We start from the raw sequence: 22,807 nt of genomic DNA on the forward strand, positions 1-22,807 counted from the left end.
AAGTGGAGCGGGCAGGGAGCAATGCAAGTCAGGACTGTTCAGACTTGACCGTGCGCCCGGAGATCAGACGCAGCCACGGCGGCAGGTGGAAAGCGCACATCAGCAGGTACATCATGGCCATGCCATCCATGGGAAAGACATCCTGCATTGCGGAGCAGATTGTCTCTGCTCCGCCGCTTGCCATGGTGACAACCGCCATGATGGCGAAGGTGGGCGCTGCCGCAATACACAGCCAGTCGGCGATGTTTGCTGCATTGTCGGCCGGCTTCTCGACCGATGCGCTGCGCCTTGTCTGGTCGGAGGAAAGCATCGGCTCTACCTCCGGCCGTATTCGTCATGATGCCGCCACCAGATACCTTGCTCATTGCGGCCGAAGGGCGCGCGGTCGAGCCATTGATACACGCCCCAAATACCGTCCAGGCCGCGGGCATAGCTGGAGTAGGTGTGGTAGACCACGCCGTCCTCGAGCACGAAGGCGCTGAGGCCCGGCCTGTCGCGCGTATAGGTGGCGATGTCGGTTCCAGTCATCGCGGCGATCTGGCCGACCGGGGTCTCGCTGCCGCGCAACTTCCATTCCTGTACGGTTTCGCTCTCCTGCGGCCCCGGTGCCGGCGGTTCACGCCGGTAGTTATATTCTATCCCGCCTTCGCGCTGCTGCTGCTGGCTAAACAAAACGCTGAAGTCGAGGTTGAAATCGCTACCGAAGGAAGAGGCCCAGTCGAAGGTCCATCCCATCCGCTCTTTGAAGGCCTGTAGTTTGGGAAGCAGCGCGCGGGAAACGGCGGTGAAGGCGACGTCATGGTTCTCGAGGTGAACGACAACGCCGTTGAAGCCGTCCGCGATCGAGGAGCAAGAGGGGCATCCGGCTGTATAGTCAGGACCGAACATGAAGTGGTAGATGAGCAGTTGCGAGCGGCCCTTGAAAAGGTCGGCCAGCGAAGCGCTGCCGCTGTCGGTCTCGAACCTGTAGTCCTTGTCGATCCGTACCCACGGCAGTTCCTGACGGCGTTGTGCCAGCATGTCGCTGCGACGGGTCAGTTCCTTCTCTTCTGCGAGCAGGTCGAGCCGCGCCGCAAGCCATTCTTCGCGTGTGCCTGTCATGTGCATCGTCATCATACTTCTCCTCTTGGTGCCTGTTGACGTAGCATGCCGCTCCTTGCGGCTGCTTGGTGATCGTGAGCAGACTAGGACCGCAGTGGGCGAGGGTGGGAGTTACAAGTTTGACGGGATTTCGATGGACTCGATGATCATCGCCGCGGCGAGGCTGCTTGCGACAGGCGATCTTCTCGGTGCGCTGAAGAGGGTGGCGCTGCGGAATGACGCGCCCGCGCTCGCCCTTCGCGGCATCGCAATGGCCCAGCTCGGGGATCTCGCGAGGGCAAAGGTCCTGCTGAAGACGGCTGCCCGTGCGTTTGGGCCAAGGGAGCCGGTCGCACGGGCGCGCTGTCTCGTCGCCGAGGCGGAAATCGCTCTGGTCTCGCGCGATCTAACCTGGCCTGCCAAGACACTCAGCTCCGCGCGGGAAGTGCTCGAAGCGCATGATGACCGCTTGAACGCCGCACATGCGCGACATCTCGAAGCCAGGCGGTCGCTGCTCATCGGCCATCTCGACGAAGCCGAACGGCTGCTCGCCGGGGTCGATCCAACACCGCTCCCGCCGCCCTTGCGAACGGCGAACGAGCTTGTCGTCGCAGGGATCGCCATCCGCCGGCTCCAGACGGGCGTTGCGCGCGCGGCACTGCTCCGGGCGGAAAATGCGGCGAGGGAGGCGGGAATCCCCGCGCTTCGTGCGGAGGTCGAAGGGGTCTCCGAGGTTCTGAAGGCGCCGGCGGCGCGACTGACCAGCCGCGGCGAGGAGCGGTTGCTGCTGCTGCAAGAAGTCGAGACAGTCCTGTCGTCCGGCACGCTTGTCGTCGACGCGTGCCGCTACGTCGTGCGGGAGGGCGACGCGTTCGTGTCGCTGACAACGCGCCCGGTCTTGTTCGCGCTCGCCCGTGCACTGGCGGAGAGTTGGCCGGCGGATGTATCGAGGAACGCGCTCGTTGCCCGTGCATTCAGGGCGAAGGATGCCGATGAATCGCATCGCGCCAGGTTGCGCGTCGAAATCGGGCGGCTGCGCGGCGAGCTTCACCGCATAGCAGATATCAAGGCAACCAAGGACGGCTTTGTGCTCGCGCCGCGGCGTGCCGACCAGGTGGTCATCCTGGCTCCACCGGTCGAGGAGCAGCATGGTGAGATCCTTGCTTTTTTGGCCGATGGGGAGGCCTGGTCGAGTTCGGCGCTGGCAATCGCGATTGGTGCGAGCGCGCGCACCGTGCAACGCGCGCTTGATGCCCTCGCTGAAACGGGCAAGGTGCAGTTTTTCGGACGAGGACCAGCACGCCGCTGGACTATCCCGTCACTACCGGGATTCCCGTCAACTTTGTTACTCCCAGGTCCACTGCTCAACGACTAGGATAAGCCCATGAAACACTCCCAAGCTGAAATCCTTCGTGAATATGGCCCCTTTCCAGATGTGAAGCAGGTGGGCGGCGTGACCTTTGACGGTCGGAATGTCTGGTTCGCGTCCGGCGACAGGCTGAATGCCCTCGATCCCGATGTCGGTGAGGTCGTGAATACGATCGCCGTTGCGGCACACGCCGGAACGGCTTTCGATGGGCGCTATCTTTTCCAGATTGCCGAGGACAGGATCCAGAAGATCGACCCGAAGACCGGCGAGATAGTCTCGACGATTCCGGCCCCCGGCAATGGCGGTGATTCCGGGCTCGCCTGGGCGGAGGGAACGCTTTGGGTCGGAGAGTATCGCGGCCGGAAGATCCATCAGATTGATCCCGAAACCGGCGCTGTCCTTCGCAGTATCGAGTCCAACCGTTTTGTTACCGGGGTGACCTGGATCGGCGATGAGCTCTGGCATGCCACCTGGGAGGGCGACGAAAGCGATATCAGGCACATTGAACCAGAGACCGGGCAGGTCCTGGAACGGGTCGAGATGCCGGCTGGTATCGGTGTATCGGGACTTGAGTCCGATGGCGCGGACCGGCTGTTTTGCGGCGGTGGAAACAGCGGCAAGATCCGGGCCGTCCGCCGGCCGAAATAGTCAGACCGTGCTCGCGCATGTGCGCGGTCGGCGCGGGAAACCGCGAGTTCGGCCTGTGACTAGTCCAATGTCCTGCGGAAGCGGCGCACGGCGATGAACATGGCGACCGCCATCAGGCAGGCCAGGGCAGTGGTGTCGTAGGCAAGGGTCTGGATGCTGGCGCCCTTCAGCATGATTGCCCTGACGATCCGGATATAGTGGGTCAGCGGTAGTGCCTCACCGATCCATTGCGCCCATTGCGGCATGCCGGCGAACGGAAACATGAACCCAGACAGCAGGATATTCGGCAGGAAGAACATCATCGCCATCTGCATCGCCTGCAGCTGATTGGCCGCAATCGTCGAGAAGGTGTAGCCGATCGACAGATTGGTGATGACGAAGAGCGCGGTTGCGGCCGCGAGCGAAGCCGGGCTGCCGAGGATTGGAACGCCGAACACAAACAGGCCGGCCGTGATAATGAGCAGCGACTGGATGAGGCCGATCAGCACATAGGGCGCGATCTTGCCCAGCATGATTTCCAGCGGCTTGATCGGCATGGAAAGCAGGTTTTCCATGGTGCCGCGTTCCAATTCCCGGGTGACCGAAAGAGCCGTGAAGATCAGCAGCGTCATCGTCAGGATCGTGCCGAGCAAGCCGGGCACGATATTCAAAGTCGACGAACCGGCCGGATTGTAGCGCCGGTGCTGGACGATCGAGAATGCGGGCCTGGTCGGCTCGGAGAACTCGACCTGGCGGTCATTGGCGAGCGCCGACGTCACGATGCCTGATAGCGCACCCAGCGCCGAGCTCGATGCGACCGGATCGGTGGCATCGGCCGCGACCAGTAGCGAGGGCGTGTCGCCGCGCCGAAGCGAGCGTTCGAACCCTTCCGGAATTTCCACGACGAACAAAGCCCTGCCGGATTCCAGAAGCGAATCCATGTCTTCGGCTCGGGTAACGACAGAGCGGATCTGGAAGAAATCGGTGTTCTCGAGGGCGGCCAAAATAGATCGGCCGACATCCGTGTTCTCGCGCATCAACACAGCGGTCGGCAGATTGTGCGGCGTCGTGTTGATCGCAAAGCCGAACAAGAACAACTGCATGATCGGCAAGGCGACCATCGTCGCCAACGTTATGCGGTCGCGGGTCATCTGGATGAATTCCTTGATGGTCATCGCCCAGAAGCGCCCGAATGAGATGCCGTTGCGGTTTGCCGGTCGCGTCGTCATTGGAAATTATCCTCCGCGCGACGCATCAGGTCGATGAAGGCATCTTCCAACGTCGCTTCACCCTTTTGCCACTTGAGGTCGGGCCGTTCGCGATAAGGCGCGATTGCCTTTTCGAGCGCCTTCGGATCGCGGCCGGCAACATGCAGGCTGGTCCCAAACGGTGCCATCATGTCGATGCCCGGCACATTCTCAAGTTCGGACTGGAGACGATGCACCTCGGGCCCGGAGACGGTCCATGTCACGAGGCCGGTGCCGGCAATCACCTCGTCCACCGTTCCCTGCGCCAGCAGTTTGCCGTAGGCGATATAGGCGATCTCGTGGCAGCGCTCGGCCTCGTCCATGTAGTGGGTGGAGACCAGGACAGAGAGGCCGTCAGCGGCGAGGGCGTGGATCTCGTTCCAGAAGTCGCGGCGGGCTTTGGGGTCGACACCGGCGGTCGGCTCATCGAGGAGGAGTAGCGCCGGTTCGGGCAGGATACAGGCGCCGAGCGCGAGACGCTGTTTCCAGCCGCCAGAGAGCTCCCCCGCAAGCTGCTGTTCGCGGCCCTTCAGGCCAAGGCGGTCTATGGCGGCGCTTGCCTTGCCGCGGGCATCGGCCAGACCGTAGACGCGGGCGACGAACTCGAGGTTTTCCCGGATCGACAGATCCTGATAAAGCGAAAACTTCTGAGTCATGTAGCCGACACGGCGGCGAATACGATCGCTCTCGGTCAGGATGTCGAAGCCAAGACATGTGCCATTGCCGCTGTCTGGCGTCAGCAGACCACAGAGCATACGGATTGTCGTGGTCTTGCCGGAACCGTTGGGGCCAAGAAAGCCGTGGATGCGGCCCTTCTTGACCGTCATCGACACGTCATCGACCACCTTTCGGCTGCCGAAACTCTTGGTGAGGTGATGGACGTCGATGACGGTCTCCGGAGCATCGACGGCGATGGCTGTGTCGCTCATGGTCGCGCTCCCGCGGTGACATCCACCGGCTGGCCAGGACGCAGCGCCGTGGGATCGGTCGGGATCGCCTCGACGCGGTAGACGAGTTTGGCACGCTCATCGAGGCTGTAGATTACCGGCGGCGTGTATTCGGCGTTCTTTGAGATGAAGCTGATCGTCGCGTCGGTCGGCTGGCACGCGCTGCAGGCAACGCGGATCGGCTGGCCCAGCGAGAAAAGCGCAAGCTCGGTTTCGGGTACGAAGAAGCGGACACGGATGTTCTCCGGCGGCAGGAGCGCCACGATCGGCCGGCCGGCAGGGACGACCTCACCCGCGCGATAGTAGATGGTCTCGATACTGCCTGTTGCCGGCGCCGAGACGAAGCGACGGGAGAGCGCGGCTTCCGCAGCGGCGAGATCGGCCTTTGCGACCGCGACTGCTTCCCTCGACTGGCGCAGCGTTTCGATGCGGGCAGGCAGGTTGGCGAGCGTGATCTGGCCGCGGACATTATCGAGGACGGCACGGTTGGCGGCTTCGGTGGCCGTCGCCGTATCGAGGTCCGCCTTTGTCGCGGTGCCGCGCTGGACCAGCACCCGGGTGCGGTCGAGCTCCTGTGCGGCAAGCTCCAGCCGGGCGATCGCCTCACGTTCGCTCGCGCGCAGTACATCGATCTCTTCCGGTCGCTTTTGCGCGGCCTCGGCGAGTTCCAGTTCTGCCTGCAGGCGCGCCAGCGAAGCGCGTGCGGAGCCGACGGCTGCCTCCTCGCTCCGCGAATCCAGGCTGAAGAGCGGCGAACCGGGCGCAGTCGCCTGGCCTTCGACGACGTCGAGCTTGACCAGCCGCCCGCCGGTGTCGGCGCCGATGAAAAGTGTGTCGGCCTCGACCCACCCCTGGTAGGCACGTTGAGACCTGTCAGAAAACAGGAGGGGCAGAGCGGCAAGTGCCGCGGCGGCCACGAGAGCGACGGTAAGGATTCGTCTCATATCGCGCCTCCTTGGGGCACGAAGAGCGTGTCGAGGAATGTGTCGAATAGCTTCTGCGCGTGGAGGTGCTCGTAGCCTTCGAAGAGCGTCGCCCAGACGATCGACATCAAAGCAGGCGCCATAACCAGTTGCGGAACGTCTGCGACGGCGGGATTGCGCAGTTCACCGCGTGCGGCGGCGCGGGCAAGCACGATCCGCAGGATCGCTAGACCCTTGGTGATGATCTCGCGGTAATAGAATTCGGTCACGACAGGGAACATCGGTCCTTCCGCGAGGATCAACCGCAGAAGGTGCCGGCGCTCTGTCTCCAAAACCTCGCGTTTGAAGATGGAATAGAACATCGCAACGGCGGCCCGCGCCGGGATCGCATCCTTCTCAACCATGCCGCCGACCTCGCCGAGGATCGGCGAGGCGATGCCGGAGACGAGATCGATGAACAGCCGCTCCTTGTCGGGAAAATGCAAGTACACCGTGCCCTTGGCGATGCCCGCCCGCGCCGCGACGTCCTCCATGCGGGTCGCCGCGAAACCGTGCTCCGCAAAGCAGGCGAAGGCGGCGGCGAGGATCTCGGCGCGGCGCTGCTCGGGGTCTCGTTTCTCCCGCTTTCTCTCTGCCATTCTCTTGCATCCAATTATGACTGACTGGACAGTCATTAACGCAACGTGCGCTTTTTCGCAAGCCGAGTCCGATGTGAAGCGGCCCTACGATGATGACGACGAACGGACATTCCGCGCTAAGGGGGCGAGGGCCTCATGATGGGGCGTCCTCACTCCAGACCGTCAACCGGTAGCGTCTTCGGAACGTGGCCATCGTCTCCTCACGACGGAGATGCGGATCGTCGACGACGGATCGCGTTTGTTGCCATTTCTCGTCAGCAGGTATCAACTGCGCCAGGCAGACACGAAAGAGGTTCAATTTCCATGATCGTTCAGGCCTGTATCAACGGCGCGCGGCCAATCGACTATCATCCGCAATTGCCTGTCACGGTTGAAGCAATCGCACGGGATGCCGCCGCCGTGGTCGCTGCCGGTGCCGCGGAACTCCACATTCATCCGCGTGCCGTTGACGGGAAGGAAAGTCTCGGCGCTGTTGATGAGACCATTGCTGCGGTTCGGGGCTCCTGTCCGGGTTCGTTTCTCGGCATATCCACCGGTGCCTGGATTGAAGGCGACGCGCACTGCACCCTTGAGGCCATTCGTTGCTGGAGTGTCCTGCCCGACTATGCGTCGGTGAACCTCTCGGAGGACGATGCCCCCGCCGTCATGGCATTGCTCCGCGATAAGGGAGTTGGGATTGAAGTCGGGTTGGCGTCAGTCGCGGATGCGGAGCGGTACATCGGACTTGAAGCCCATGAGCGCGTTTTGCGCATCCTCATCGAACTTGACAACGAACAGGACCTGAGGGGCGCTTTCGATGTCGCGGAGGGGATCGTCGGCACGCTACAGCGTGGGAATGTGCAGCGGTCCGTCCTGATGCATGGCTTCGACGCGACCGTCTGGCCGTTTGTCCGGCTGGCGAAGGAACGACGCTATTCCACCCGCGTCGGCCTGGAAGATGGAAAGCTCCTTCCCAGCGGGATGATCGCCGCGAACAATGCCGAGCTTGTCGCGGCGGCCGTCGAGATCTTTAGCAGCGAGAGCTGATCCTCGAGCCCGTGCCGCGAGCGCCCGCTCAACGCGGGCAGCTGGCGATGTATCGCCGACCGTAACGGTCACGGAAGTAGCACTGACCAGGCCGCCCAGCGACGTTGCCAATGACCGCGCCAGTGGCACCGCCGATCGCTGCGCCCACGGCGGCACCGCGCACGTTGCCGGTCGCCACGCCACCGATGACCGCGCCGGAGGCTGCACCAATTCCCGCGCCTTGCTCGGTGGGCGTGCATCCGGCAATCGTGGCCCCTGCCAGAAGCAGCAAAATCGACGTGCGTTTCATCTCGCTTTCCTTCCTGTTCGATTTAATTCGCGCGAGGGTAGATAGAGCGATTTCGGAAAAGACAATTGTTGCTTTTAGTTCGCCGCCAAGCCTGCTTCGTTCGATCAATCGACCGCTGGTATCTCCATTGCCTATTGGACCGCTTGCTCCAATTAAGATTGGGTTTCAACCAAAAGCAGGGTCCCATCATGAACGAGCGTGAAGAGAAAATCCGTCGTCGTGCTTATGAAATCTGGGAGCAGGAGGGGCGCCCGCACGGCCAGGATATGAAACACTGGCTACAGGCGTTCAAGGAATTCGGCCAGCAGGCAGACAATGCAAGCAAGCCGACGGCCAAGGCCAAATCCGCCAAGCCGCGCGCCGCGCCGAAACCCGCTGCCGACAAGCCTGCGGCGAAGAAGACAAAGGCGGCCGCGATCGCGATAACGGCTGCGCCCGGAGACAAGCCCCGTCGCACGCGTTCTCCAAAGTCCGTCACGACACACTAATCGTCAGCGCCTTCCCCGCCCGGGCCAACGTGGTTTGACACAGGGCGTTCGGATGTCGGGCGCAGCTGTTGGACTTTGCGCAACTGGGCGGCGAAGACGACCGTGATCATCAGCGGCCTTCGCCTCGGAGCAAGTCACGCCAAAACCTTGGCCTCGACCGCGGCTGCGACAAAGGCATCTCTGGCGGCTTCCAGGTGTGCAAGGTGGTTCATGGCTTCCACGCACCGACGCTTCGCCGCCTCAACGTGCATGCTGCTTTGGAGTGGCCACCTGTGCTCCAGATAGTCAACAGCTTCAGCCGGACCATGAATATGTTCAGAGGGGCGCGTTCCAATCCGGATAGCCACCGGTGCGGCCCACCTTGGTTCGGTTGCATGGCTGATCGTGTTCATGATGAACCTCCTCTCTGCCAACAAACGATAAGCGGGATGTAGGTGTTCGCGGGAGCCGTTCAACACCTATCCCGCCCTCAAGACGATGCCTCGACAACATATTGATGCGAGGCTGTTTCGGCAGCCAACTCGACGCGAGTCAGTGGACATTTGGCAGTCTTGCCGATACGGCGAAGTCCTCCGCCACAAGTTCGCTGATTGCGATCAGAACCTCTTCAGCGGTAAAGCCGGATGCTATCGTCGTTCGGATCAGATCCTGAAGATCCGGCTCGATCACCTCCCGGCAGTCTTCGAGTCGTTCGTCCGAAACAGTCAAGCTATGCAGTTCTTCCATAATCGACCCTTTCTTGGGGTGGAATGCCGCCGAGGACTCCCGGCGGTCATCTTATAAAGTTATCGGCCGGATGAGCGGAGCTTGGGCGAGGCCAGGAGACCTTCGCGCTGCAACTTCTTGCGGTTGGCCTTGCGTTGTCTGGCGATCGCCTGTGCTCGTTCGCGCACGCGTCGCTCCGATGGCTTCTCGTAAGCCCGGCGTTCCTTCATTTCGCGGAAAACACCCTCGCGCTGCATCTTCTTTTTCAATGCGCGCATGGCCTGTTCGACGTTGTTGTCTCTGACAATGACCTGCATCTTTTTCTCCTTGTTGTTGCGATTGAGTGCCTCTCAGCCAAGCTGCTCGGCGATCAGCTCCTGCAGCTCACGACGGGTGAGAAGGCAGGGGTAAGGTTTCCAGTTCTTGTCCGGGCGGCGAGCGGCGTCATCGCGCTCGCGCGGACTCGCCGCTGGGGCGGCGGCGGTAATGGGTTTGTTCAATTGAAGTCCTTTGCCGCACTGGCGGCATGCTCGACATGGCGACCTTTGTTTCCATCACGCAGACCGGAGGAAACGCAGTGAGATGGGACGCACGATGCGTCGACCATGTCAGGTTCGAATTTTTCGGGTGACCACCATAAGATGGGAACGCGAGCGATGCGTTGCAAGGCTTCGTTGCGTCATACGCCCGTCGCCTACGCCGTCGACGCTGCTTGCTCTATGTTGCGGGCGACATTGCGGCCAAACTCTGAGAGGGCGTCTCTAAGCGTCGGTCCGCTGAGATTTTGGCTGGGATTTTGGCGAGGTCACCGCAAAACAGACGATGTGAGTTTTGCAGTGACCTCTTGATGACTAGGAAATGTAATCATCCAAGCACATGCTACCTGAAGTATGGAAATAGGGAATTTATCACATACGGTAATCCACATGAACTTTGGGAGCTGTCACCAGTTTCGCGGATGTCCGCTATGAACCTTTCGGGGAATGCCGGGCTCGAATGGTGATCCGCCGTTCGTAGCCGACCCCAATTCGGATGATGCTCTTTCCGCTGCGGGTCAGGATGTCCCAGGTCCGAATTTTCGAAGAAAGCCGCGGCGACTGTCTCGGTCCTACTGGCGCCGAGTGATCTTCGCAATTTTCCGCGACGCATATATCGCATACGATTAAATCGCAAATGTATTGACCTTGCGATCCTGTTCGTGTACTTAAAGCGCATCCGAGTTATTCGTGTACGAAGTAAATCAACAGAAAGATTTGCTATGAGGCAAGGGAAAAGGTTCATGCAGCCAGCCGTCGATGCCGTGCAAACCGATGAACGCGCGATGGGCGGCCAACACCCAAACGCGCCCCAGGCCTATAGTGAGTTTTCGCGAGTGCTTGACCCGTCTATCTATGAGGCGCTGCCCGACGATTGGCTGGTCGGCATAACAGACGTCGTCGGTTCGACGTCCGCGATCAAGTCCGGGCGCTATGAAGACGTCAACTATGCCGGCGCATCGGTGATTGCCGCGGTTGGGAATGCTTGGGGCGACTTTGATTTCCCCTTTGTGTTTCGCGGAGACGGTGCGGCATTCGCGCTGCCACCGCAGGGGATCATGACCGCGACATCAGCGTTGCGGCAGGTTGTCGCCTTTGCCAAGACCAATCTCAACCTTGCTCTCCGGGCCGGCCACCTGTCCGTGGGCGAGATACGTGCCAACGGACGCGACGTGCGCGTCGCGCGCTACGCCGCCTCTGAAGACGCGACTTACGCGATGTTTGCCGGCGGCGGTCTCAAGTGGGCAGAGCGGCAAATCAAGAACGGCCGATATCTGGTGAAGCCAGGCAGCTACACAACCGAGCCCGATCTGACCGGCCTGAGCTGCGATTGGGAGCCGTTTCCGAGCCAGAGGGGCGAGATCCTGTCGCTACTGGTCGAGCCATCCGAGGGCCGGAGCCCCGAAGCCTTCGCGGCATTGGCGAAGTGCGTGCTTTCCGTTCTCGACGCCGGCACGCGGCAAGCCCATCCCCTGTCGCGGGACACCGCCATCACCAAGGACAGGGCGAGGTCGGTCAACCTCGAAACCTGGTTGGCGGTCGCCTCCAACTCAGACTTCCGCAAATATGACGATGGCCTGCGTCTAACGTTGGATTGCACACGCGAACAGATTGAAGCGGTCGAAGCCATCCTGGTTGCAGCAAAGGCGCGGGGTGAGGTCAACTTCGGACTGCATCGCCAATCTCACGCGCTCATGACCTGCTTCGTGCCTTCGGGCAAACCAGATTCGCATCTGCACTTTCTGGACGGCATGGGTGGCGGATACGCCAAGGCGGCCGAGATGATGGAGGCAAACGAGCTTCCGATGGTGTCAGCTCGCTAGGGTAAACGCTGCCCGACGCGCGTCCCATTCAGGAGAATTGCCGGCGTACTGCCACTGCAGCCCCTAACCGTGGCTGCGCGCTAGATGGACGTTCGGGCGGAGAGAGGATGTGGCGCGCCGCGCTGGCACCTCAACCACGCCGGGCGGCTTCGATCACCGCAACGTCAATCTTCTTCATGGTCATCATCGCATCAAAAGCACGCTTTGCCTGATCACCGCCTGCCGCAAGCGCGTCGGTCAGGATGCGCGGTATGATCTGCCAGGACACACCCCACTTGTCCTTGCACCAGCCACACTCGCTCTCTTGACCGCCATTGCCGACAATGGCGTTCCAATAGCGGTCGGTCTCCGCCTGATCCTCCGTTGCGATCTGAAATGAGAAGGCTTCGGTCTGCTTGAATACTGGACCGCCATTCAAGGCTATGCACGGAATGCCCGCAACCGTGAATTCGACAACCAATACATCTCCCTGCTTGCCGTCTGGATAGTCTCCAGGTGCGCGAATGACGGCGTCCACTGCGCTATCGGGAAAAGTTTCGGCGTAAAACCGGGCGGCAGCCTCACCATCTTTGTCGTACCACAGGCAGATCGTGTTCTTTGCCATTGCGCGGGTCCTTTCGGTCTCCGTTTCGGATCTCCTTCCTCAGATAAGGGGCAACCCGTCTTTCTCCACCCTATGCAGGCGATTTCACGCGCGCAGTTGCCAAGCGCCATGCCAATCGCCGGGATGGAAGTTCTCCTTGGTGGCATCTGCACCTGAGGCGGCGGAGCGCCGAATACATCGACGCTCACGGGCGCAGTAGAGATCAATCCTTTGCCGATCCGTCCTGCGTTGCCTTCAGGAGGTTGTTGCGCAGGCGTACCACGGATTTCTGCACGACTGGGAAGTCCTCTCCGAGGCCGGTCGCATCGACCAGTGGCGCGCCGGGATCCGCAGCGACAAGGTCGCGTCCAGCCGCCGTCAGGCTCAATCGTACCTGCCGCTCATCAGCGGGATCGCGTTTGCGGCGGATATAGCCCAGAGATTCAAGTTTCTTGAGCATGGGGGTCAGCGTGTTCGATTCCAGGAATAGCTTTTCGCCCAGTGTTCCGACCGTCTGGTCGTCTTTATCGGAGAGGGCAACCAGCGCGATGTATTGAGTGTAGGTCAGGTTCAGCTGGTCCAGGATCGGCTTGTACGCACGGCCGAAGGCCAGGTTTGCGGAATAGACCGCGAAGCATAGGAAGTTCGAAAGCTTGTTGTTCTTGCTGTCGGCCTCGCCGGAAACGGGCGCCTCTATCTCCAGGGTTTTGGCGGTTTTGGATGCGGACATGGGAGATCCTACTCGGTTGCTTTTCGCTTCTCTCTATATAAATCGTATCCGATTAAATCGCAATGGTATTGACGACACCTTTCGAGCAACATATGTAGATCGTATTCGATTAAAGCGGATGCGAATGAAAGCTAACCCGAAAGGATTTTACGATGACTGAGAAGCTCCTCTTTACCGGCAAGACCCATAACAAGGGTGGTCGCGACGGTTTCACACGCAGCAGCGATGGCGAGCTGGATCTTCGCCTGTCGCAGCCGCACCCGGCTGCCGAACGCCTTTTTGGCGCCGCATGGTCTGCTTGTTTCATTGGCGCCATCGAGCTCGCTGCAGCCCAGAGAAAGATCAAGCTGCCCGTCGAGCCCGAGATCGACACGGAAATCGATCTGAACGCCGACGGCGGATCCTATTTTCTGCGCGCGCGGCTCAACGTCAGCCTGCAGGGCATCGACCGAGATGTCGCAGAGGAACTGATCCACGCAGCGCACGAGATCTGCCCGTACTCCAAGGCAACGCGCGGCAATATCGACGTGGCGCTCAATCTCATCTGAACGGATGAAGAACGCGCCCGGCGCAGCGCTACATCGGCGCCGGCCCTGCTGAGGTAAACTCATGTGACGTTCCGGCAATCCGCCGGAGCACCCAAGGAGAAACAGGAATGCGTGATGTCGTCGAATTGCAGTTCGATCTCACCCCTCCCACACAAGAACAGATGCAGCAGCTTGTGGCGGATCTCAGTGAGGACGACCGTCATCTGCTCTTGGAGCATGGCGAGGAGGCGCCGTTTTGTGGCGTCTTCCTCCACGAGCGACGCGAGGGGCTCTATACTTGCCGCCTCTGCGGTCTTCCCCTGTTCAAGGCCGTTTCCAAATTCGAAAGCGGGACAGGCTGGCCGAGCTTCACTGCGCCTGCCGTCAAGGATCACCTGCGGCGCATTCGCGATACCCGCTACGGCATGGTCAGAACAGAGATCGTTTGCGCACGCTGCGGCGCGCATCAAGGGCACGTCTTTCTCGACGGCCCGCCTCCGACAGGCGAGCGCTTCTGCATAAATTCAGGGTCGCTCGAGTTCACGCCGAAAGGGCAGCCGCTCCCTGACAAGCTTGGACGCGGTCGTCCCGAGGGCGAGCTTGCGCGGTGGTTGCGGGTTCGATAACTCAGACGATCGGCGCCAGCGTTAGGCGGTTATTAACGCTGGCGCACGACTTCAGCTTCATTTGCGAGCAAATGGAGCGCGGGTCCGCCCACTGGTGATTGCGCTATGCGCAGGTCCGTCTATCTTGGCCCTGAGTGCTCAAGCGCAGTGCAACCGGGGCAAGGATCATGAAAGCCGCCTTCCACAAGACCTTGATGATCCTCGTCGCTTTAGCGCCGTCGGTGGCCTCAGCTCAGTCAGGCGGCTGGCAATCCGACGGCAGAGGGACGACCACCTGGCAAGTGTCGCCATCGGAAGGCACCTGCAACGTCAGCCAAGCGCAAAACAGGGCACGGCGAGCAGGTATCCGTCGGACTGACCTGGTCTATCGCGACGAGAACGTCGTGACGCTGAGAGGGCTGACCGAATGGGGTGAGCGCCGCGATATCACCTTTGCCAACATGCGAGGATGTCCTGAGATCGGCTTTCAGGATCTGCAACCGAGCCAACCCAGGCGCTGAGGTTAACCACGACCGTTGACCGGACGCCGGTCCCTCGAGGTAATTGAGCGCGACGGTTCCTCAGGCTGGGTGACGCTGTAGCCATGCTGCCAACCTATAAAATGCTTGTGACCTGACGTTGGGGCAGCAAATAATCTTCGTGACGCGCTGCGGTCGTTTTGCACGTCGCTCCATCGCGGTGTCGCCCGACCTGCGTCGAATTCCGTATGCTACCGTAAAATACGTTGGTGCCGTGGACCGAATGGACTTATGCTGCATGTGCGAACAAAGCGCATGAATGACGGTGCGGTTAACTATTCACAGAGCAGACGCAGATCGCGAATACACTCCGAGCATAAGTCTTTGACCTCTCGCCGAGAGGGTGAACGAGGAGATTTGGCATGCGGTACCCTTCGTATCTTCCGACAGCTGATTTCGCCACTCACTTCGGTCCTGCGGGCTTCTTTTTCGACTATGCCATGGATGCCACGCAGCGCAGCGTGCTGTTCTGGGATGTCATGCGAAAGCGCGGCAACCAATATCGGGCTCACGCCGAAGCGACGGCGCCGCATGTACTGAGCTTCACGCCGGAGATCGTCATTGATGGACGTTCCCTCCCGAGACCCGTCAACTACGCGCTGGTTCGGATCGTCCCGCCCAAGGGGATCGAGGTTGACGACACGCGCCGGCCGTTCGTTGTCGTCGATCCGAGAGCCGGACACGGGCCCGGCATCGGCGGCTTCAAGGCGGACAGCGAGATCGGTGTCGCGCTCAAGGCTGGGCATCCTTGCTATTTCATCGGCTTCCTCCCACAGCCAGTGCCGGGGCAGACGATCGAAGACATCGCGCAGGCCGAGGCTGCTTTTCTTGTAAAGGTGATTTCCCTGCATCCTCAGGCGGACGCCAAGCCCTGTGTGATTGGAAATTGCCAGGCCGGATGGGCCGTCATGATGCTGGCCGCCATGCGCCCGGAACTGTTCGGCTCGGTCATCATTGCCGGCGCGCCGCTGTCCTATTGGGCCGGCGAACGCGGCAAATACCCGATGCGCTACTCGGGTGGGTTGCTCGGCGGCAGCTGGCTGACGGCGCTTACCAGCGACCTCGGACACGGGCAGTTCGACGGCGTATGGCTGGTGCAGAATTTCGAGAACCAGAACCCGGCCAACACGCTCTGGACCAAGCAGTACAACCTCTACTCCAAGATCGACACCGAGGCGCCGCGCTATCTCGGCTTCGAAGAGTGGTGGGGCGGGCACGTCAGCCTGAATGCCGAAGAGATCCAATTCATCGTGGACGAGCTCTTCGTCGGCAATAATCTGGCGGCGGGCCGCATAAAGACATCGAATGGCGAGGCGATCGACCTACGCAATATTCGCGCGCCGATCGTCGTCTTCTGCTCGAAAGGGGACAACATCACGCCGCCCGCGCAGGCGCTCGGCTGGGTGCTGGACCTCTACGACGATGTGAACGAGATACGTTCGCACGGGCAGACGATCGTCTACACGGTACATGAAACGATCGGCCATCTCGGGATCTTCGTGTCCGCGAGCGTTGCCCGCAAGGAGCACGGCGAGTTCTCCAGCAATATCGACCTGATCGATGCGCTGCCGCCCGGTCTCTACGAAGCGACCTTCGAAGCAAGGACAGACGAGACCATCGGCGGAGACCTGGTCGAGGGCGATTGGATCATGCGATGCGAGGCAAGAACGCTCGACGATATCCGTGAGCTCGGTTGCAATGACGCCGAGGACGATCGCCGCTTTGCGACCGTCGCAAAGGTCTCGGACATCAACCTGTCGCTCTACAAGACGTTCCTCCAGCCTTTCGTCCGCGCCATGGTGCCCGACTGGGCGGCGGAACAATTGCGGGCAACGCACCCGCTGCGGCTGCAATATGAGCTCTTCTCCGACGTTAATCCCTGGATGGCGCCGATTGCGGATCTCGCTGTCGAGGTGGCGGACGAACGTCGTCCGGTTCCTGCGGACAATCCGTTTCTGGCCATGGAGCAGGCCGTCTCGCGCCAGATGGTAGCGGGGCTGGACGCCTGGCGCGAGGGGATGGAGGCGCTGAGTGAGGCGACCTTTCTCACCATTTATGGGTCTCCGCTGCTGCAGGCGGCTGTCGGTATCGATCCGTCCGATGCAACGCCACATCGGCGCGCGGCCAAGACCGGCATGCATGTCCAGATGCTCAAGGCGAGGATCGAGGAACTCAAGGCGCAAATCGGCAACGGCGGGCTTCGGGAGGGCATGGCGCGCAGCCTGCTTTACGTCGCGATGGCGAGTGGCGCAGCCGATGAGCGTGGCTTTGCCGCCATCCGCCGGATGCGGCGCGCCGAGGACGGAATGCCGGCAATGACGCTCAGCGAATTCAAGGCGTTAATCCGCGATCAGTTCTTCATGCTGCTGATCGATGAGGAAGACGCCGTGAACGCGATCCCCCGCCTGCTGCCGGCGGAGGAGGGCGTTCGCCGCCAAGCATTGGATTCGCTTCGGCAGGTTCTGAATGCGCGGGGTCCGCTTTCGGAAGAAGCCGAGAAGCGGTGGCAGAGGATCATCGGGCTCTTCGACGTTGGCAGCGAGACCGTCGCCGAGCCCGTAACGCCGCCGATGAAGCCCACCCCGGTCAAGGCTGTCAGACGCGGGGCTTGAACCCGGTCTTTTCAACATGGAGCAGACGCAGATGCCGGATCTGAACAACGCCAGGGAAGAAGCCGAGAGTCATGAGAAATACGAGCGGCTGATCGCTAAAGCAAAGCAGGTTCCGCGGATGCGAACGGTCGTCGTCCATCCTTGCGATGAGACGTCGCTGCGCGGCGCTGTCGAAGCAGCCGAGGTCGGGCTGATGCATCCGATCCTTGTCGGGCCGGTGGAAAAGGTGCGTGCGGTCGCAAAATCGCACGGCCTCGATATCTCGCCGTTCGAACTGATCGACACGCCGCACAGCGACGCGGCCGCGGCAAAGGCAGTGGAAATCATCCGCGAAGGCGGTGCTGAACTGCTGATGAAGGGCAGTCTGCACACGGACGAGCTCATGCGGGCCGTGACCTCATCAGCCACAGGACTGAGGACAGCGCGGCGGATCAGCCATGTCTTCGTCATGGACGTCCCGCATCATGCGGAAACGCTCTTCATCACCGACGCAGCCATCAACATCGCGCCGGATCTCGACGCCAAGCGGGACATTATCCAGAACGCCATCGACCTTTTCACGCAGATCGGCCTTGGCACGCCGCGGGTGGCGATCCTTTCGGCCGTCGAGACGGTCACGTCGAAGATCCCTTCGACAATCGACGCCGCCGCGCTCTGCAAGATGGCCGAGCGCGGACAGATTACCGGCGGTATTCTCGACGGACCGCTTGCTTTCGACAATGCAATCGACCCGGAAGCGGCGAGGATAAAGGGTATCCACTCTCCGGTTGCCGGCCACGCCGAAATCCTCGTCGTTCCCAATCTGGAAGCCGGCAACATGTTGGCGAAGAACCTCACCTTCCTGGCAAGGGCAGATGCAGCTGGCATCGTGCTCGGTGCGCGCGTGCCGATCATCCTGACATCGCGGGCAGATTCGGTGCGGGCCCGTCTTGCCTCTTGCGCCGTCGGCGTCTTGCTTGCCGATGCGCGCCGCCGCACGGCACCGATACAGGGTGCTTGAGGCCATGGACACCATCCTCGTCGTGAATGCCGGTTCGTCCAGCCTGAAGTTCGAGGTATTTTCGGTCGCGGACTCGTTGGAGCGGCTGATCAAGGGGCAGATGGAGGGGATCGGCACCGCGCCGCACCTGACCGTCAAGAGCGCCGGCGGCGAGCGGCTGGCGAACGAAAATCATCCACCCGAAGCCGTTCCCGATCTGCCGGCGGCGATGCGGCTGGTGGGGGAGTGGTTGCGTCAGAGGCAGCAGGGCCGGTTGGTTGCTGTCGGCCACCGGGTTGTTCATGGCGGTCCGAACCATTCACGTCCAGCGCGCATCAATGAGGAGTTGCTCCGCGAATTGGAGCAATACACGCCGCTGGCGCCCTTGCACCAGCCCAACAACCTCGCGCCGATCCGTGTGTTGCTGGAACGCCAGCCGCAGCTTGCACAGGTCGCCTGCTTCGACACCGCCTTTCATCGCGGCCATGACCCAATGACGGACCACTATGCCATTCCGGCGCACTATTTCGACGAGGGTATCCGGCGCTATGGTTTTCACGGGCTGTCCTACGAATATGTGGCCGGACGCCTGGCCGAGATCGCGCCTGACGTTGGCAACGGACGGGTCATCGTCGCGCATCTCGGGAGCGGCGCATCCATGTGCGCGCTGTATAAGGGGCTAAGCGTCGAGAGCACGCTCGGATTCACGGCGCTCGACGGGTTGCCGATGGGCACGCGATGCGGGCAGATCGATCCTGGTGTACTTCTCTACCTGCTCCAGCAGCATGGAATGACGGCACCGCAGTTGCAGGATCTCCTCTACAAGGAGTCGGGCTTCAAGGGGCTTTCCGGCATCAGCAACGACGTGCGCGACCTGCTTGCCAGCGACGACGCCGGCGCGAGGCTCGCGCTCGACCATTTCGTGCATCGCATCGGCCTCAATGCCGGCGCGCTGGTTGCGGCCCTCGGCGGGCTGGACGCCTTCGTGTTTACGGCGGGTGTCGGTGAAAATTCAGCGGTGATGCGCGCCCGGATTGCCAAAAAACTTGGCTGGCTTGGAGCCTCGCTCGACCCAGCACGAAACGAGGCCAGTGAGTTGCTCGTCTCGAGCGACGACAGCAAGGTCGCTCTTTATGTGGTGCCGACCGACGAGGAACTGATGATCGCACGGCATACGTTCGCGCTTATCGCTGCATAGGCGCCTGCCACACCTATTGAGCTGAAGAGAGGGCTGACATGATTCCCGAGGTAAAGGCCAAGCTTCTCGAAGGAAAGCGCGGACTGGTGGTCGGCATTGCCAATGACCAGTCGATTGCCTGGGGTTGCGCCAGGTCATTTCGCGCCTTTGGCGCGGAGCTTGCAGTGACCTATCTCAACGACAAGGCCAGGCCTCATGTCGAGCCACTGGCCGAGGAGCTGGAAGCGCCGATCTTCATGCCGCTCGACGTCGCGGTCCCGGGACAATTGGAGGCGGTGTTCGACCGCGTCGCGGAACAATGGGGCGAACTCGATTTTCTCGTGCATTCGATCGCCTTTTCGCCGAAGGATACGCTGCAGGGACGCGTCGTGGATGTGCCGCAGGAGGGGTTTTTGAAGACGATGGACATTTCCTGCTGGTCGTTCATTCGCATGGCGCATCTTGCCGAACCGCTGATGAAACGCGGCGGCAGCCTGTTCACGATGACCTACTACGGCAGCCAGATGGTCGTGAAGAACTACAACGTCATGGGGGTCGCCAAGGCGGCGCTGGAAAGCGCCGTTCGGTACATTGCCGCGGAACTCGGACCCAAAGGCATCCGCGTGCATGCGATCTCGCCGGGCCCGCTGGCAACGCGGGCAGCCTCGGGCATTCCCGAGTTCGACGAACTCCTGAACAAGGCCCAGGAAACGGCCCCGGCGCGCAGCCTCGTATCGATTGACGATGTCGGCATGGCGACTGCCTTCTTGGCGCATGACGCGGCGCGATTGATGACGGGCGATACCATCTACATCGATGGCGGCTATCACATCATAGATTGATCCGACAAGGGGTGGCGCCATCGGAAGTATCGTCGCTAAAACAAGCCGAACCCGACGCTCAGAGTGCGAGCGACGGGTTCGGTTTCGGAGAGCGTCAGGATTTGGCTGCCGCGGCGCGCTGTTTGCGGTATTGCACGGTCGGCAGACCGCCCCAGCCCCAATTGTCGAGATCGACTTCTTCGATCACCACATAGGTCGATTCAAGCGGCTTGTTGAGGACGTCGAGCAGAACCTGGCTGACGCCCTCGATGATTGCGGCCTTCTCTTCGGCCGTGACCGAATTGCGATCAGGCGTGGTTCCTTCGCGGGTAACCTGTACAGTGACGATAGGCATTTCCGTCTCCAATGAAAGAGGGTTGGTTGCGTCATTGACGGCAGTCGCGCTGTTGCAGCGCAGCCGCTCCATAGTGCTGGCTACCAGCGGCCCGCGTTCGAGCCGCCGTCGACATGGAGAATCTCGCCGGTGATGAAGCCCGCGGTCTCCAGATAGAGAACGGCGTCGACGACATCGCGAATGTCGCCCATGCGGCCGACCGGATTAAGCCCGGCCAGTGCCGAGTGCTTTTCAACCGCATGCATCGGCGTCTTGATAATCCCTGGAGAAACCGCGTTTACACGAATGCCGCTCTTCGAGAACTCCATCGCCAGCGACCGGGTGGCCGCGTTCAGACCGCCCTTGGTCAGGGAAGCAAGCACAGAGGGCACGCCAGCGATTGGCTGGTCGACGAGGCTGGTGGTAATGTTGACGATGTGCCCCGAACCTTGCTTCAGCATCTCCGTGGCGGCACGCTGGGTGATGTGGAAGAAACCAGCCACATTGACACCGAGGTTATGGTCGTAGTCTTCCTGGGTCATTTCGACGAACGGCTTGGCCAGGAAAACGCCTGCATTGTTCACCAGTGTGTCGATGCGGCCGAAGCGCTCGAGCGTTTCGCGCACGATCCGCTCCGCGGTCTCCGGTTTGCCGATATCGCCTGCGACGTCAATAATGTCCGCATCGACGCTGGGCTTGATCGACCGGGAGGTGGCGACGACGCGATAGTTCCGGTCGCGGTAGGCCCGCACCAATTCTGCGCCGATGCCTTGCGATGCGCCGGTGATGATGGCGACCTTCTGTTGCGTGCTCATGATGTGATCCTTTCAATTGCCGCGGCCGTTTCAGGTGAGGCCGCCCTCCGCCCTCGGCGTTGGTGCAATTTATTTAGATCCATTCGACATTTGAGAGAATTGTCGCTGTTCGGACAACAATCAACCGAATGTCGGCATAATCAGGCGAGAGTGCCTGCTGCCGCTGCCATATTCGCGAATTCGGAACGGAGGCGAGGTGTCGCGAAATCGACAAAGGCGCGAACCTTCGGCACAGACATCCGGCCCTGCGGCGCGAGCAGGTGCACCGGAAGTGGCGGGTGTTCGGCGTCGGCGAGCACGATCTTCAGGCGTTCATCGCGCACATAAGATGCCACATGGTAGGAGTAGAGCCTCGTCAAGCCGCCGCCTGCAGCAGCGGATGCCGCTGCTGCACGAACGCTGTTGACGATGCAGCGCGGTGTGAAGTGAACCGTGCGCGGAATGGACGAGCCCTTCGCCGGCGTGAAGCTCCAGGAATCCAGGCCGAAGTTGCTGAACGCGACAATCTGATGTTTCGCCAGGTCGGCGGGTTCGACGATACGAGGATGGTTGGCCAGATAGCGAGGGGAGGCGACGACGACGCGTCGCACGTCGCCACCGAGACGGGTGGAGACATGCGAGGAGTCCGGCAGGTGACCAATGCGCACGGTAAGGTCGACGCCCTCATCAACCAGGTTCACCAACCGATCCAGCATAAGAAACCGGACAGAGACCGTCGGGTGAAGTTCGAGGAAGTCGTCCACTATGGGGCGCAACACCTCTTCTCCCAGGATCGGCGGCGCCGAAATTGTCAGCGTTCCGCGCGGTGCCGCGCGCTCGCCGCCGGCAAGCATGTCGGCTTCCTCGAGATCCACCAGCACACGCCGACAGGCCGCCGCATACCGTTGACCTGCCTCGCTCAGCTTCAGCGTCCGGGTCGTCCGGTGGAGCAGTTCGACACCGACATGCGCCTCCAGGAAGCTCAGAGCGCGGCTGACTGCCGTTGGCGATCGTTTGAGATTACGGGCGGCTCCGGCGAGACTGCCCTCGTCAATTGCCGTCACAAACACCTTCATTGCGTCGATGCGATCCATTCTGCCGCCTCGCGGAATAGTGATTGTTCGGCGGCGAGTATTCACCCGAAGTCGGGGGGAAGTAAATACGCATGGGCCGGGAGCAACTGGCTTCTGGTAAGTATACCAATCCAAGTGGCGCAAGGAGATTGGCAGCGGGAAGTGACTACCGCCATTTGGCAATTGGCGCGGGCCAAGTTGGGCGGCTTTCGCCGTTGATCGGCGGCTGCTGAGGTCGCTTGCATTCTGATACAATTCGGGGGGAATGCGACACATCCGGGATACTTCGGACCGGTCCTATGCAGGCACCATCAACGACCAGTGTGTGAGCATCG

Annotated in this window: 28 protein-coding genes; 12 read left to right on the plus strand and 16 right to left on the minus strand. The window is 61.2% G+C overall.

The annotated features are described in order from the left end of the window. Window positions 1–28: 28 nt before the first annotated feature. Window positions 29–310 (minus strand): hypothetical protein, encoded by a 282-nt coding sequence (locus tag AC1DPR_RS15020; protein ID WP_018857282.1) that lies wholly within the window; start codon window positions 308–310, stop codon window positions 29–31. Between the two features lie 5 nt (window positions 311–315). Beyond that, on the minus strand, window positions 316–1,113 hold the full coding sequence (locus AC1DPR_RS15025; RefSeq protein ID WP_018117176.1) for a DUF899 domain-containing protein: 798 nt from the start codon (window positions 1,111–1,113) through the stop codon (window positions 316–318). 121 nt (window positions 1,114–1,234) lie between these two features. Between AC1DPR_RS15025 and AC1DPR_RS15030 the strand changes: the two genes are divergently transcribed. Together AC1DPR_RS15030 and AC1DPR_RS15035 are read left to right on the plus strand one after the other, a co-directional pair. After that, window positions 1,235–2,455, plus strand: coding sequence for a helix-turn-helix domain-containing protein (locus AC1DPR_RS15030; protein ID WP_477816606.1), 1,221 nt, complete (start codon window positions 1,235–1,237; stop codon window positions 2,453–2,455). Window positions 2,456–2,464: 9 nt separating this feature from the next. Next, window positions 2,465–3,097 carry a Vgb family protein gene (locus tag AC1DPR_RS15035; RefSeq protein WP_018857285.1) on the plus strand — a complete coding sequence of 211 codons (633 nt, stop codon included), beginning with the start codon at window positions 2,465–2,467 and terminating at the stop codon, window positions 3,095–3,097. Between the two features lie 59 nt (window positions 3,098–3,156). Here the strand turns inward: AC1DPR_RS15035 and AC1DPR_RS15040 are convergent, their stop codons facing one another. From AC1DPR_RS15040 to AC1DPR_RS15055, 4 genes are read right to left on the minus strand one after another with little or no spacing between them, the layout of a single operon-like run. Beyond that, on the minus strand, window positions 3,157–4,305 hold the full coding sequence (locus AC1DPR_RS15040; RefSeq protein ID WP_018117179.1) for an ABC transporter permease: 1,149 nt from the start codon (window positions 4,303–4,305) through the stop codon (window positions 3,157–3,159). Further along, on the minus strand, window positions 4,302–5,252 hold the full coding sequence (locus tag AC1DPR_RS15045; protein WP_018857286.1) for an ABC transporter ATP-binding protein: 951 nt from the start codon (window positions 5,250–5,252) through the stop codon (window positions 4,302–4,304). The genes AC1DPR_RS15040 and AC1DPR_RS15045 overlap by 4 nt, the downstream gene beginning before the upstream one ends. Then, window positions 5,249–6,214 carry an HlyD family secretion protein gene (locus tag AC1DPR_RS15050; RefSeq protein WP_018857287.1) on the minus strand — a complete coding sequence of 322 codons (966 nt, stop codon included), beginning with the start codon at window positions 6,212–6,214 and terminating at the stop codon, window positions 5,249–5,251. The genes AC1DPR_RS15045 and AC1DPR_RS15050 overlap by 4 nt, the downstream gene beginning before the upstream one ends. Further along, complete coding sequence (locus tag AC1DPR_RS15055) at window positions 6,211–6,831, minus strand: TetR/AcrR family transcriptional regulator (RefSeq protein ID WP_113471267.1); 621 nt, start codon at window positions 6,829–6,831, stop codon at window positions 6,211–6,213. Before AC1DPR_RS15055 ends, AC1DPR_RS15050 begins: the two co-directional genes overlap by 4 nt. Window positions 6,832–7,134: 303 nt before the next feature. Here AC1DPR_RS15055 and AC1DPR_RS15060 point away from each other — a divergent pair, with 303 nt between their 5' ends. Then, window positions 7,135–7,857 carry a 3-keto-5-aminohexanoate cleavage protein gene (locus AC1DPR_RS15060; protein WP_477816607.1) on the plus strand — a complete coding sequence of 241 codons (723 nt, stop codon included), beginning with the start codon at window positions 7,135–7,137 and terminating at the stop codon, window positions 7,855–7,857. A 28-nt stretch (window positions 7,858–7,885) separates the two neighbouring features. Here AC1DPR_RS15060 and AC1DPR_RS15065 read toward each other — a convergent pair whose 3' ends face one another. Then, the gene (locus AC1DPR_RS15065; protein ID WP_018857290.1) at window positions 7,886–8,146 is read right to left on the minus strand and encodes a YMGG-like glycine zipper-containing protein; all 261 of its coding nucleotides are present in this window, start codon (window positions 8,144–8,146) and stop codon (window positions 7,886–7,888) included. Window positions 8,147–8,334: 188 nt separating this feature from the next. Between AC1DPR_RS15065 and AC1DPR_RS15070 the strand changes: the two genes are divergently transcribed. Further along, window positions 8,335–8,634 (plus strand): DUF2934 domain-containing protein, encoded by a 300-nt coding sequence (locus AC1DPR_RS15070; RefSeq protein WP_113471268.1) that lies wholly within the window; start codon window positions 8,335–8,337, stop codon window positions 8,632–8,634. 134 nt (window positions 8,635–8,768) lie between these two features. Here AC1DPR_RS15070 and AC1DPR_RS15075 read toward each other — a convergent pair whose 3' ends face one another. The 4 genes from AC1DPR_RS15075 to AC1DPR_RS15090 all read right to left on the minus strand — a co-directional run bounded on the left by AC1DPR_RS15075 (window position 8,769) and on the right by AC1DPR_RS15090 (window position 9,839). Then, the gene (locus AC1DPR_RS15075; RefSeq protein ID WP_018117187.1) at window positions 8,769–9,026 is read right to left on the minus strand and encodes a DUF982 domain-containing protein; all 258 of its coding nucleotides are present in this window, start codon (window positions 9,024–9,026) and stop codon (window positions 8,769–8,771) included. 139 nt (window positions 9,027–9,165) lie between these two features. Then, window positions 9,166–9,360 (minus strand): hypothetical protein, encoded by a 195-nt coding sequence (locus AC1DPR_RS15080; protein ID WP_477816608.1) that lies wholly within the window; start codon window positions 9,358–9,360, stop codon window positions 9,166–9,168. A gap of 59 nt (window positions 9,361–9,419) precedes the next feature. After that, window positions 9,420–9,656, minus strand: coding sequence for a 30S ribosomal protein S21 (gene rpsU / locus AC1DPR_RS15085; protein WP_477816609.1), 237 nt, complete (start codon window positions 9,654–9,656; stop codon window positions 9,420–9,422). Window positions 9,657–9,689: 33 nt separating this feature from the next. Beyond that, on the minus strand, window positions 9,690–9,839 hold the full coding sequence (locus AC1DPR_RS15090) for a hypothetical protein (protein WP_167354905.1): 150 nt from the start codon (window positions 9,837–9,839) through the stop codon (window positions 9,690–9,692). A gap of 779 nt (window positions 9,840–10,618) precedes the next feature. Between AC1DPR_RS15090 and AC1DPR_RS15095 the strand changes: the two genes are divergently transcribed. Further along, on the plus strand, window positions 10,619–11,698 hold the full coding sequence (locus AC1DPR_RS15095; protein WP_477816610.1) for a DUF3095 family protein: 1,080 nt from the start codon (window positions 10,619–10,621) through the stop codon (window positions 11,696–11,698). A gap of 130 nt (window positions 11,699–11,828) precedes the next feature. Here AC1DPR_RS15095 and AC1DPR_RS15100 read toward each other — a convergent pair whose 3' ends face one another. Further along, window positions 11,829–12,302 carry a VOC family protein gene (locus AC1DPR_RS15100; RefSeq protein WP_018857296.1) on the minus strand — a complete coding sequence of 158 codons (474 nt, stop codon included), beginning with the start codon at window positions 12,300–12,302 and terminating at the stop codon, window positions 11,829–11,831. Window positions 12,303–12,504: 202 nt separating this feature from the next. Continuing rightward, window positions 12,505–13,011, minus strand: coding sequence for a MarR family transcriptional regulator (locus AC1DPR_RS15105; RefSeq protein ID WP_113471269.1), 507 nt, complete (start codon window positions 13,009–13,011; stop codon window positions 12,505–12,507). 152 nt (window positions 13,012–13,163) lie between these two features. Here AC1DPR_RS15105 and AC1DPR_RS15110 point away from each other — a divergent pair, with 152 nt between their 5' ends. The 7 genes from AC1DPR_RS15110 (at window position 13,164) to fabI (ending at window position 20,292) form a co-directional block, all read left to right on the plus strand. Beyond that, a complete protein-coding gene (locus tag AC1DPR_RS15110) occupies window positions 13,164–13,559 on the plus strand; it encodes an organic hydroperoxide resistance protein (protein WP_018117194.1) in 396 nt (131 codons plus the stop codon). Between the two features lie 107 nt (window positions 13,560–13,666). After that, window positions 13,667–14,164 (plus strand): peptide-methionine (R)-S-oxide reductase MsrB, encoded by a 498-nt coding sequence (msrB, locus tag AC1DPR_RS15115; protein WP_113471271.1) that lies wholly within the window; start codon window positions 13,667–13,669, stop codon window positions 14,162–14,164. 167 nt (window positions 14,165–14,331) lie between these two features. Further along, the gene (locus tag AC1DPR_RS15120) at window positions 14,332–14,664 is read left to right on the plus strand and encodes a hypothetical protein (protein ID WP_477816611.1); all 333 of its coding nucleotides are present in this window, start codon (window positions 14,332–14,334) and stop codon (window positions 14,662–14,664) included. Between the two features lie 380 nt (window positions 14,665–15,044). Beyond that, complete coding sequence (locus tag AC1DPR_RS15125; protein ID WP_113471273.1) at window positions 15,045–17,294, plus strand: DUF3141 domain-containing protein; 2,250 nt, start codon at window positions 15,045–15,047, stop codon at window positions 17,292–17,294. Between the two features lie 31 nt (window positions 17,295–17,325). Then, on the plus strand, window positions 17,326–18,294 hold the full coding sequence (locus tag AC1DPR_RS15130; RefSeq protein WP_246734432.1) for a phosphate acetyltransferase: 969 nt from the start codon (window positions 17,326–17,328) through the stop codon (window positions 18,292–18,294). Between the two features lie 4 nt (window positions 18,295–18,298). Beyond that, window positions 18,299–19,471: an acetate/propionate family kinase gene (locus AC1DPR_RS15135; protein ID WP_113161538.1), complete on the plus strand. Its 1,173-nt coding sequence runs from the start codon at window positions 18,299–18,301 to the stop codon at window positions 19,469–19,471. A 38-nt stretch (window positions 19,472–19,509) separates the two neighbouring features. Then, the gene (gene fabI / locus AC1DPR_RS15140; RefSeq protein WP_113471275.1) at window positions 19,510–20,292 is read left to right on the plus strand and encodes an enoyl-ACP reductase FabI; all 783 of its coding nucleotides are present in this window, start codon (window positions 19,510–19,512) and stop codon (window positions 20,290–20,292) included. Between the two features lie 94 nt (window positions 20,293–20,386). Here the strand turns inward: fabI and AC1DPR_RS15145 are convergent, their stop codons facing one another. From AC1DPR_RS15145 to AC1DPR_RS15155, 3 genes are all read right to left on the minus strand, one after another. Continuing rightward, window positions 20,387–20,626 (minus strand): tautomerase family protein, encoded by a 240-nt coding sequence (locus tag AC1DPR_RS15145; protein ID WP_018117200.1) that lies wholly within the window; start codon window positions 20,624–20,626, stop codon window positions 20,387–20,389. Between the two features lie 80 nt (window positions 20,627–20,706). Further along, window positions 20,707–21,420 carry an SDR family NAD(P)-dependent oxidoreductase gene (locus AC1DPR_RS15150; protein ID WP_025660047.1) on the minus strand — a complete coding sequence of 238 codons (714 nt, stop codon included), beginning with the start codon at window positions 21,418–21,420 and terminating at the stop codon, window positions 20,707–20,709. Window positions 21,421–21,560: 140 nt separating this feature from the next. Next, a complete protein-coding gene (locus tag AC1DPR_RS15155; RefSeq protein WP_018117202.1) occupies window positions 21,561–22,493 on the minus strand; it encodes a LysR family transcriptional regulator in 933 nt (310 codons plus the stop codon). Window positions 22,494–22,807: the final 314 nt, after the last annotated feature.

Source organism: Rhizobium sp. 01T417 (assembly GCF_056398905.1).

What these genes read in the sequence shown, in the direction of transcription:
- AC1DPR_RS15150 (WP_025660047.1), bottom strand. Translation starts at nt 21,420, where the DNA reads ATGAGCACGCAACAGAAGGTCGCCATCATCACCGGCGCATCGCAAGGC.
- AC1DPR_RS15135 (WP_113161538.1), top strand. Translation starts at nt 18,299, where the DNA reads ATGGACACCATCCTCGTCGTGAATGCCGGTTCGTCCAGCCTGAAGTTC.
- AC1DPR_RS15110 (WP_018117194.1), top strand. Translation starts at nt 13,164, where the DNA reads ATGACTGAGAAGCTCCTCTTTACCGGCAAGACCCATAACAAGGGTGGT.
- rpsU (WP_477816609.1), bottom strand. Translation starts at nt 9,656, where the DNA reads ATGCAGGTCATTGTCAGAGACAACAACGTCGAACAGGCCATGCGCGCA.
- AC1DPR_RS15105 (WP_113471269.1), bottom strand. Translation starts at nt 13,011, where the DNA reads ATGTCCGCATCCAAAACCGCCAAAACCCTGGAGATAGAGGCGCCCGTT.
- AC1DPR_RS15020 (WP_018857282.1), bottom strand. Translation starts at nt 310, where the DNA reads ATGCTTTCCTCCGACCAGACAAGGCGCAGCGCATCGGTCGAGAAGCCG.
- AC1DPR_RS15125 (WP_113471273.1), top strand. Translation starts at nt 15,045, where the DNA reads ATGCGGTACCCTTCGTATCTTCCGACAGCTGATTTCGCCACTCACTTC.
- AC1DPR_RS15095 (WP_477816610.1), top strand. Translation starts at nt 10,619, where the DNA reads ATGCAGCCAGCCGTCGATGCCGTGCAAACCGATGAACGCGCGATGGGC.
- AC1DPR_RS15130 (WP_246734432.1), top strand. Translation starts at nt 17,326, where the DNA reads ATGCCGGATCTGAACAACGCCAGGGAAGAAGCCGAGAGTCATGAGAAA.
- AC1DPR_RS15065 (WP_018857290.1), bottom strand. Translation starts at nt 8,146, where the DNA reads ATGAAACGCACGTCGATTTTGCTGCTTCTGGCAGGGGCCACGATTGCC.
- AC1DPR_RS15030 (WP_477816606.1), top strand. Translation starts at nt 1,235, where the DNA reads ATGGACTCGATGATCATCGCCGCGGCGAGGCTGCTTGCGACAGGCGAT.
- AC1DPR_RS15070 (WP_113471268.1), top strand. Translation starts at nt 8,335, where the DNA reads ATGAACGAGCGTGAAGAGAAAATCCGTCGTCGTGCTTATGAAATCTGG.
- AC1DPR_RS15025 (WP_018117176.1), bottom strand. Translation starts at nt 1,113, where the DNA reads ATGACGATGCACATGACAGGCACACGCGAAGAATGGCTTGCGGCGCGG.
- AC1DPR_RS15120 (WP_477816611.1), top strand. Translation starts at nt 14,332, where the DNA reads ATGAAAGCCGCCTTCCACAAGACCTTGATGATCCTCGTCGCTTTAGCG.
- AC1DPR_RS15075 (WP_018117187.1), bottom strand. Translation starts at nt 9,026, where the DNA reads ATGAACACGATCAGCCATGCAACCGAACCAAGGTGGGCCGCACCGGTG.
- AC1DPR_RS15050 (WP_018857287.1), bottom strand. Translation starts at nt 6,214, where the DNA reads ATGAGACGAATCCTTACCGTCGCTCTCGTGGCCGCCGCGGCACTTGCC.
- msrB (WP_113471271.1), top strand. Translation starts at nt 13,667, where the DNA reads ATGCGTGATGTCGTCGAATTGCAGTTCGATCTCACCCCTCCCACACAA.
- AC1DPR_RS15045 (WP_018857286.1), bottom strand. Translation starts at nt 5,252, where the DNA reads ATGAGCGACACAGCCATCGCCGTCGATGCTCCGGAGACCGTCATCGAC.
- AC1DPR_RS15060 (WP_477816607.1), top strand. Translation starts at nt 7,135, where the DNA reads ATGATCGTTCAGGCCTGTATCAACGGCGCGCGGCCAATCGACTATCAT.
- fabI (WP_113471275.1), top strand. Translation starts at nt 19,510, where the DNA reads ATGATTCCCGAGGTAAAGGCCAAGCTTCTCGAAGGAAAGCGCGGACTG.
- AC1DPR_RS15055 (WP_113471267.1), bottom strand. Translation starts at nt 6,831, where the DNA reads ATGGCAGAGAGAAAGCGGGAGAAACGAGACCCCGAGCAGCGCCGCGCC.
- AC1DPR_RS15080 (WP_477816608.1), bottom strand. Translation starts at nt 9,360, where the DNA reads ATGGAAGAACTGCATAGCTTGACTGTTTCGGACGAACGACTCGAAGAC.
- AC1DPR_RS15145 (WP_018117200.1), bottom strand. Translation starts at nt 20,626, where the DNA reads ATGCCTATCGTCACTGTACAGGTTACCCGCGAAGGAACCACGCCTGAT.
- AC1DPR_RS15035 (WP_018857285.1), top strand. Translation starts at nt 2,465, where the DNA reads ATGAAACACTCCCAAGCTGAAATCCTTCGTGAATATGGCCCCTTTCCA.
- AC1DPR_RS15100 (WP_018857296.1), bottom strand. Translation starts at nt 12,302, where the DNA reads ATGGCAAAGAACACGATCTGCCTGTGGTACGACAAAGATGGTGAGGCT.
- AC1DPR_RS15155 (WP_018117202.1), bottom strand. Translation starts at nt 22,493, where the DNA reads ATGGATCGCATCGACGCAATGAAGGTGTTTGTGACGGCAATTGACGAG.
- AC1DPR_RS15040 (WP_018117179.1), bottom strand. Translation starts at nt 4,305, where the DNA reads ATGACGACGCGACCGGCAAACCGCAACGGCATCTCATTCGGGCGCTTC.